The organism is Ignavibacteriales bacterium (assembly GCA_026390595.1).
Taxonomy (GTDB): Bacteria; Bacteroidota; Ignavibacteria; order UBA10030; family UBA10030; genus UBA9647.
Genome location: JAPLFQ010000008.1, coordinates 158,404 through 167,001, shown reverse-complemented (window position 1 = coordinate 167,001; position 8,598 = coordinate 158,404). Strand labels below are relative to the sequence as shown.

Genomic DNA, 8,598 nt, shown 5'->3' with positions numbered 1-8,598 from the left:
CGTCCACACTTGAGTCTGGCCATGATGACGCCAGAGATGAAATATGCTGCATGAACACTTAACCAACTCTGTCAACTTCTGGCCGGACGACACAAGTAGGCGGTCGTTAGCTGCTGGCTATTGGCAATCAACTCCCGATGCCACTCAATTTGAAACTTCAAACTCAGAACTCAAAACTGCTTTTTGGCCGGTTCCGGTATTGCCGCCCCGTCTTTTCTTGGATCCGACCCGCCGAAGTTCACTCCGGTAGTGAAGTTTCTCATCACCGCCTGCCCGCCTCCCATCACGGGTGAGAAATCGCCGCGGAGTTCGAGTTTGTGACCCATCGATTCAAGCTGGGCGCGAACGGAAGGAGGGACGCGGGATTCGATCTGAAGATCACACCCGTCGAAGGTCGTTTTCCTGAACCGCGCTGCCTCGAGAGCTGACTGTATGTTCATCCCGAAGTCGACGACGTTCGCGACGAATTGCACATGCGCCTGAGCCTGATTCCACCCTCCCATAATTCCGAAAGCAATCTTCACATCCCCCTTTGTCATGAAAGCAGGAATGATCGTGTGGAGTGGACGTTTGTGTCCGGCCAACGCGTTAGGGTGTTGGGCATCGAGAGTGAACAATGCGCCACGGTTCTGCAGAGCAAAGCCGGCCCCTTCGGGCACCACGCCGGATCCGAAATTCTCGTAGTTGCTCTGGATCAGCGAAACCATGTTTCCGTCTTTGTCGACCACTGAGAGATAAATGGTGTCGTCACCCGGCGCAGGCGGCTTTCCCGCTTCGACGTTGCAGTGTGCCTTTGTGGTATCGATGAGCCTGGAGCGATCGAGGGCGTATTTCTTGTCCAGCATTCCCTGAACGGGGGTTTTGGCGAATCGCTGGTCTGCAACGTAGCGCAGCATGTCAGCATACGCCAGCTTCTTCGCTTCTATCATAGCATGCAGCGCAGCAGCAGAGTTGTGTTTGAAGCTGGTGAGAGGGAAGTTCTCCAGCATATTCAACATCATCAGCGCGGCAATTCCCTGGCCGCTCGGAGGCAATTCGTAGACAGACCAGCCGCGGTATGTCGTGGAAATGGGTTCGACCCATTCGCTGGAATACATCGCAAGATCAGCAGCCGCAAGTGTTCCTCCGTGCTGCTGTGAGCATGCGAGGATGAGATTTGCGACATCCCCTTTGTAGAACGCGTCACGTCCCTGTGCAGCCACCGCCTTGAGGCTTCGGGCCAGTTCCGGGTTGCGAAATACTTCGCCGAGCTTCGGGGTATGCCCATCGATCAAAAAGGTCTGCGCCGCAGCCGGTTCACCTTTCAACAGCTGTTCTTCACCTGCCCACAAAGCAGAGACCTGCTCCGCTACCGGAAATCCCTCTTCCGCATACTGAATCGTGGGGGCAAGGAGTTTCCGGAGCGGCAGTTTTCCAAACCGCTCTTGCAGTTTCGTCCAGCCATCGACCGCTCCGGGGACAGTCATGGAATGAATCCCCCGGTAGGGCATAGTGGTCATCCCCTTGCTGCGCAGGAACTCGATCGTAAGTCCTGCAGGGGCCCAGCCGCTTGCATTGAGGCCGTACAGCTTGTCCGATTTCGCATCATAGACGATTGCGAACAGGTCGCCGCCGATACCGTTACTCATCGGAGCCACAAGTCCCATCATGGCGTTTGTGGCAATGGCCGCATCGACGGCGTTCCCGCCATCGGCCAGCATTGTCGCACCGACCTGTGCCGCGAGGGGGCTCTCTGCCGCGACGATGCCGTACTTCGTGACAACCATGGATCGGGCCTGAGTGCGATCCTGCGCGAGATCGTCGTTCACGAGAGCGAGCATAAGAAGGAAAATGGTGACAAGGGTTTTTTGCATTGCGCCGGTGGGTCCTTTCGGTGCATAGAGTCCGCTGGGCAAATCAGTCATGTTGGTTGCTCTGTGGTCGGAACGGTGTTCCGACCGACAAGGTTCACTCTCTTGTGCCTCTTGACAGCGTTCCGACCGACCCTTCGACTCGTCCCGACTTCAATGCGTCGGGACTCGCTCAGGGTAAACGTTTTTCCGTGACTGTCTCACGGTTCGCTTCTCACGAACAATTACTATGACAACCCCGAAGTGAATTTCGGGCTACTCGCTCGTCACTGTTTATTTCCGTGAACTCTCCAGAACGTCTCCCATTGGTCTCGAAATGAATTTCGAGGCTACTTCTTGCTTGCTTCATCTTTGTACACCTTCCCATCCTTCATCACGAACCCGATGTGCTCGAGGACGCTGATATTCTTCAGCGGATCATCTTTCGAGGCGACGATGTCTGCGAAGGCTCCGGGGGAGATCTCGCCGATTTTTCCCTTCATGTCGAGGAGCTCGGCTGCGACGGCCGTCGCAGACTTGATCGCCTGCATCGGAGTCATCCCCCACTTCACCATATACGAAAACTCCTTCGCTTCGTTTTCGGTCCAGTCGAAACCTCCAGCATCGGTGCCGAAGGCAATCTTGACGCCTGCCTTGAGAGCCTTGTTGAATGTTGCCGGCAGAGTCCGGGAGAACGTCTTGTTCATCATGCTGCCCACGGCCGCACGCCCCTCAGCGACAAATTCGTTGACGTGGATCGTCGGACACCAGTAGATCCCCTTCTCGATCATCAGCTTGATGCAGTCGTCGTCGATGCCGAACCCATGCTCCACAGAGGCAGCACCTGCTTTGATCGCAGGAATAATACCGTCCCGCGTCACGGCGTGCGCTGACATTTTCTTGCGGTGCATCGCTGTTTCGTCGCCGAGTGCGCTGAGTTCCTCCTGCGTGAAGTTCTGCAGGCTGCGGTACGATCCGTCGGGCAGCTGGTAGTAACTTCGATCCACATAGATCTTGATCCAATCGGCCCCATAGGAGATTTCTTCGCGGACCGCACGTCGTGCTTCATTCGCCCCCGTAATCTCGATAAGTCCCTTCGGTACTTTCCACTCCCATGTGTACTCTCTGTTCGAGAGCAGGTAGTGCCCCGTTGAGTTGATGGCTCGCCCTGCCACAAAGAGGCGTGGACCGACAATGATTCCGTTGTTGATCGCCTTCTTCAGGTCGACATCCGCATACATTCCCCCTTCAGTACCCAGGTCACGCAGGGTCGTGAATCCGTTGAGAAGAGAGGTCTTGCAGGAGAGCGAGGCACGCAGCGCCCTGTACGGTATGGACTCCTTGAGAATCTGAACGGCATAGTCGTCGTTGGTAATATCCCCCTGGAGGAGGATGTGCGTGTGTGCGTCGATGAGCCCCGGCATCACGGTCGCGTTCGAAAGGTCGATCACTTTGGCATTTGTCGGAATGGAAACGTCCTTCCCGACTTCTTTGATCTTGTTCCCCTCAATAAGAATGACGGCATTCTCGATTGCCGCATCCGATTTCCCGTCGATCAGTTTTCCGCATTTGACCGCAGTGACGGAGCCTTGAGCGATCCCCACCTGCATAGCGAACAGCAGGAGAACGATGGTGGCGAGTTTCTTCATGGAACCTCCTTGAGAAAGGGCTTATTGTTGAGTTTTTCTGCTCTTGAAGTACCAGGCGGTGCCGATGATGATGAGCACAACCACGGCACCGACGGTGATCGGGAGCCAGTAGCCTGAGTGAAAACTCGTGGTCCAGGTTTCGCCCAAGTAGAATCCGAGCGTGATGAACGTAAGGGACCAGATGAATCCGCCTGTGTAGGCGAAGAGTGCAAAAAGCGGATAGCGGAGTTGCGAAGCGCCAGCGATAAGGGCTGTGAAATGCCGGACGCCTGGAATGAAATAGCCGATCGTCAGCGTCCACTTTCCGATGCGATCGAACCAGCGATTGACTGCTAGCAACCGCTCCGGAGTCAGATGAATCCTGTGGCCGTGCCTGTGCACGAGTTGGTACCCGCCTGCGCGTCCAAGCCAGTAGCTGAGGGTAATACCGGTCAGGCTTCCGAGAATCGCAGCAAAAAACGTGGGGGCGAAATGAAACCTTCCGGTCGAGATGAAATAGCCAGAGAGCGTCAGGAGCGATTCATCAGGAATGGGAAGGCCGACGATGCCGAAGACGAGGGCGAAGTACAAGCCGAAGTATCCGTACAGGTCTATCCAGTGTTGTATGGTTTCGAGGGGCATGTAATCTGTAAACCTGTTCTTTTTGTGGTGGGGCTAAAGCCCCTCAGGTTTTTGTTTGGATATTCTAACCCCGACCTAAAGGTCGGGGCAACCCTCAAACTTCGTTGTTCGGAGTTCGATTGTTCGGTGTTCGATATTCACCAGTTTGAGGCTGGTCCAGGGGTGGTTTTTGGAAGCGACGTTGAATTCAACGTCGCTGCACGAAACGCTCTGTGCGACGGACCCTCAGTCCTCGACCTCAAGGCCGAGCTGCAACCGCTATTTCCCCTGCAGCGCCTTTTCAAGATCCGCGGCGGCAGAGTCGATCAGCGCCGCTTCTTCGCGTAAGGCGTTTGCTGCGCGCACAACTTCTCCTTCCGCTTCTTTCCAATGCTTCTGCTCGAGGGCCTCACGCACGCCGGGAATCGTCTTGACGCCATATCCGGTATAAAATCCCGGCGCATAAATCAGATGCTTGAACCATGGACGCCCGGGCAAGCCATCGGCATTGGTAAGATTCCGCTCGCTCTGTATGAGCTTCTGGTTGATTCCCTTGAGGGCATCGTTCGCAAGTGGAGTTGAAGCCTGTGCGAGCCTTTTTGCGGCCTTGTCGTAGCGCCCGGCGCTTCGCGCGACGAGGTCAACCGCGTTCTCCAGCGGCGCGAAGTTGATGTACGGCGGCACTTCTTCCACGTTTGGCGGAACAAACGTCTCCTTCGGGTCGGCGGCGGCCGTGAATGCTCCCTCGGCAATTTGCTGATTGCGTTCCTTTATCTGATCCTGCATTTCCTTCAATTGCTTTTTCAATTCGTCGAGATACCGCCGGACAGTTTCAGTGAAATTGTTGAACTCATATGGAAGAACATCGGAATCCGCAATGCGCATGACTGCCGTGCCGACGGTCTGGGAGAGCGCGCGCCCGTAGCTGAAATCTGTGTCGGCGAAATGCGTGAACCAGTACACATCGTCGTAGATCGAATGATAAATGCCTCCGCCATCCTCACCGCCGTACCCGAGATTCAGTGACGCGATGCCGAGGTGATCGAGGAACGCCGTGTAATCCGACCCTGAGCCGAGGGCGGAGATACGCAGATCGGTATGCGAGCGGATGTCGTTTCGTTCTTCCGGGGAGCGGGCATTCACGAGCCGCTGGAGCTGATTCCGTTTCCAGACAGAAATCTTTTTCTCCGGATCCTCGATGTCGCGAGCGACACCGTTGATGAACTTCTCAAGCGAATGTGATCCTTCCATGCCGAGATATCCTCTGCCGTTTCCGTCGGAATTGATGTAGACGACCGCCTTCTGCTTCAACTCGACTGCGTGTGTCTCAACCCACTCAGTCGATCCGAGCAATCCTTCTTCTTCACCATCCCACGCGCAGTAGATGATCGTCCGTTTTGGCTGCCAGCCGTTCTTCATCAGTTCGGCAAACGCCCGGAGTTCTTCCATCTCCGCAACAAGCCCGGAGATCGGATCCTCGGCGCCGTTGACCCATCCATCGTGATGATTGCCGCGCACAATCCATTCGTCCGGGTACGTCGAGCCTGGGATCGTGACGATGACGTCGCGTATCGTTTCGACATTCCAATTCGATTTGATCTTGAGATGCACCTTTCCCGGGCCGGGCCCTATTTTGTACGTCAGCGGGAGTGCGCCGCGCCAGCCGGCCGGTGCCACAGGACCTTTCAGTGATGCCAGCAGCGGCTGGGCGTCTGCGTACGAAACCGGAAGCACGGGAATTCTCGTCAGAGTTTTCACTTCACGGAGGTCGAGCCGTTTGGCATTCTCGGTTGCGCCGATACCGGGTGTGAGCGGGTCGCCGGGATAGAGAGGCATGTCCATGACGCTGCCGCGTTGGACGCCGTCCTTGGGACGGTACGGCCCATCGGGAAACACATCGCCATGGAAGTACCCGTCTTCGCGCGGGTCAGAATAGATGATGCAGCCGATCGCGCCCTTCTCCGCCGCAAGCTTCGGTTTGATACCACGCCACGAAGCGCCGTAGCGGGCGATAACGATGCAGCCTTTCACCGAAATTCCAAGCCGCTCGAGTTGTTCATAGTCTTCTGGAATGCCGTAGTTGACGTACACCAGCGGACCGGTGACATCTCCGTCGATGGAGTAGGCATTGTACGTAGGCAATTGTTCCTTCTTCTGTCCGGAGGTGGGGTCAACACTGAAAGTCTGTTCCTGAAGCAGGGCGATGAATTTGTTCGGCCCAACGAGCTCGACGAGACGTTCTTTTGGGGTGGGGAAGAGAACGTTGAACGATTCGATGCGCGCATCGAGTCCCCATTGCTTGTATGTTGCAGCCAGCCATTCAGCATTCTCTTTGCCGTAGGGAGATCCGACGTGATGGGGACGGGCGGACAGGTGCTGCATGTATTCAAGCTGGCGCTCGGCGGAGGGAATCGCACGGAACTTGACCTCCCAGTCAGATTTCTGGCTCTGAGCCGTGACAAACGCGGTGCCAAGCAGCAGCATGAAAGCGACAAAGCAGAATCTCATACAATCCTCCGATAGGGGAATTCGTTTCAGGCCTGAAAGGCGGGCTATCAATCGGCTTGCAGTAACGGAAGAAATATGAAGATTCGTCGCCAAACAAGCAAGGTGTGAACAATCTGCCTGGGCACTTCGGCGGATAGATGAAGCGTGTACAATTCACGACGTATCATCTGTTCAACCTCCGGGTGTACTGCGCTTTCTGGTAGTAATGGACCATCGTCGAGCAACGACACTATCTGATTTCCGGCTGGAGTTGATCTGTGTTGACCTGCCGCTCATACCTGGGCGGGAACGAAATCCAGGTTGGCAAGGTTCAGAAGATGTATGTTCGAACACTTCTCTCATCAAACATTCCAGGAGGAGGTATGAAGAAAGTGCTAAAAATTGTTGCGTGGGGTCTTGGGATTGTTGCAGCGCTGGTTGTCCTTGGCCTTGGATATCTGTACCTGGGATATCCCGATGTTGGCCCGGTGCGTGATCTCTCCGTGGCTTCGACGCCCGAGCGGATTGCCCGTGGATCGTATCTCGCGAACCACGTTTCGGTGTGCATCGATTGCCATTCAACCCGCGACTGGAGTCACTTTGCCGGTCCGATAGTACCGGGCACCGAAGGAAAAGGGGGCGAGCGCTTTGACGAGACGCTCGGCTTTCCCGGGATGATCTATGCCCACAACATCACGCCAGCCGGATTGGGCTCTCAGAGCGATGGCGTTCTGTATCGGGCAATTACCACAGGTGTCGACAAAGACGGCAAAGCGATGTTTCCTATCATGCCGTACACACGGTTCAACACGATGAGCGAAGAGGATATCCTGTCGATCATCGCGTACGTCCGCACACTGAAGCCGATCGAGAACACTCCGCCGCAGACCGTGCTGAATGCTCCGATGAATCTCATTGTGCGGACGATTCCCTTGAAGCGAACTCCCCAGCCGGAACCCGACACGTCGAACGCGTATGCCTACGGCAAGTATCTTGTCAACGCCGCCTCGTGCGCAGAATGTCACACTCAACAAGTGAAAGGGAAACCTCTGCCGGGGATGGATTTTGCCGGGGGTTTCAGATTCCCCTTCCCAAACGGGGCAGTTGCCCGCTCCGCGAACATTACGCCGGATGAAGAGACAGGCATCGGAGCATGGTCCGAAACCGATTTTGTAAACAGGTTCAAGTTCTATGACAACGCCGAAGCCCGGACTCTAAAGCCCGAAGCCGTAGGGTACAATTCGGTAATGCCGTGGACGATGTACGCGGGAATGACAGAGCGCGATCTTACAGCGATCTACAAGTATCTCCGGACGGTTACTCCGGTGAAGAACAAGGTCGAGAAGTATACCGAGGCGGCGAAGTAATTCAGGAGGTTGCTAAAAGCCTTACTGGAGAAGGGCTAAACCGCCAAGTCGCCCCCGACAAGAATCGTCCCGATAGAAATCATCGGGACAAGTCGGGGTAAACAAGAACGACAAGCTCTCTTTCGAATGTTCGTTGCAAGAGCATGTTCAATATCATCTCGGCGAGCTTTGTGTCTTGGCGGTTTTCTTTATCACTTCCTCCGGATCATGACGATGGTCATGTCGTTGGACTGCAGTGTGCTGCCGGTAAACTCCTTCGCTGCTTCGAGCCTCTTGCCTATGACCTCCTGCGGGGTGAGCCGATCGGGCTGGACAACAACAGCGGCAAGTCGCTGCTCGCCGAACGGTTCCTGGTCTGTGTTCATTGCCTCTGCGATCCCGTCGGAGCACATCACAATCAGATTGCCCGGCTCCAGTGAAATCGTCTCTTCTTCGCATACAAAATCCTCATGCATTTCCAACGGTATACCTCCGGTGTTCAACCTCCTTGTTTCGATCCCGTTATAGAGAACAAACGGATTGTCGTGCCCTGCGTTCGAGAACAACAGTGTGTGACGCCGGGCATCGCGGATCGCATAGAAAAGGGTTGCGACATTCTCCGAACTTGTGCTTTGATACAAAAGACGGTTCGTACGTCGCAGGCATTGACCGGGCGGGAGATCGTTC

Annotated in this window: 5 protein-coding genes and 1 pseudogene; 1 reads left to right on the top strand and 5 read right to left on the bottom strand. The window is 55.4% G+C overall.

Annotation, left to right across the window (positions count from 1 at the left end; genetic code table 11):
• Positions 1 to 170: 170 nt before the first annotated feature.
• From ggt to NTU47_03680, 4 genes are all read right to left on the bottom strand, one after another.
• Positions 171 to 1,904, bottom strand: coding sequence for a gamma-glutamyltransferase (gene ggt, locus NTU47_03695; GenBank protein MCX6132897.1), 1,734 nt, complete (start codon positions 1,902 to 1,904; stop codon positions 171 to 173).
• Between the two features lie 275 nt (positions 1,905 to 2,179).
• Positions 2,180 to 3,478, bottom strand: a complete 1,299-nt coding sequence (locus tag NTU47_03690) for an amidohydrolase family protein (protein ID MCX6132896.1) — start codon at positions 3,476 to 3,478, stop codon at positions 2,180 to 2,182.
• Positions 3,479 to 3,499: 21 nt separating this feature from the next.
• Positions 3,500 to 4,099: a DedA family protein gene (locus tag NTU47_03685; GenBank protein ID MCX6132895.1), complete on the bottom strand. Its 600-nt coding sequence runs from the start codon at positions 4,097 to 4,099 to the stop codon at positions 3,500 to 3,502.
• A gap of 258 nt (positions 4,100 to 4,357) precedes the next feature.
• Positions 4,358 to 6,586: a M28 family peptidase gene (locus NTU47_03680; GenBank protein MCX6132894.1), complete on the bottom strand. Its 2,229-nt coding sequence runs from the start codon at positions 6,584 to 6,586 to the stop codon at positions 4,358 to 4,360.
• Positions 6,587 to 6,948: 362 nt separating this feature from the next.
• Here NTU47_03680 and NTU47_03675 point away from each other — a divergent pair, with 362 nt between their 5' ends.
• Positions 6,949 to 7,932: a c-type cytochrome gene (locus tag NTU47_03675; GenBank protein MCX6132893.1), complete on the top strand. Its 984-nt coding sequence runs from the start codon at positions 6,949 to 6,951 to the stop codon at positions 7,930 to 7,932.
• A gap of 191 nt (positions 7,933 to 8,123) precedes the next feature.
• On the opposite strand, the pseudogene NTU47_03670 reads toward NTU47_03675, so the two are convergent.
• Positions 8,124 to 8,582: pseudogene (locus NTU47_03670) on the bottom strand (PP2C family protein-serine/threonine phosphatase).
• Between the last annotated feature and the right edge of the window lie 16 nt (positions 8,583 to 8,598).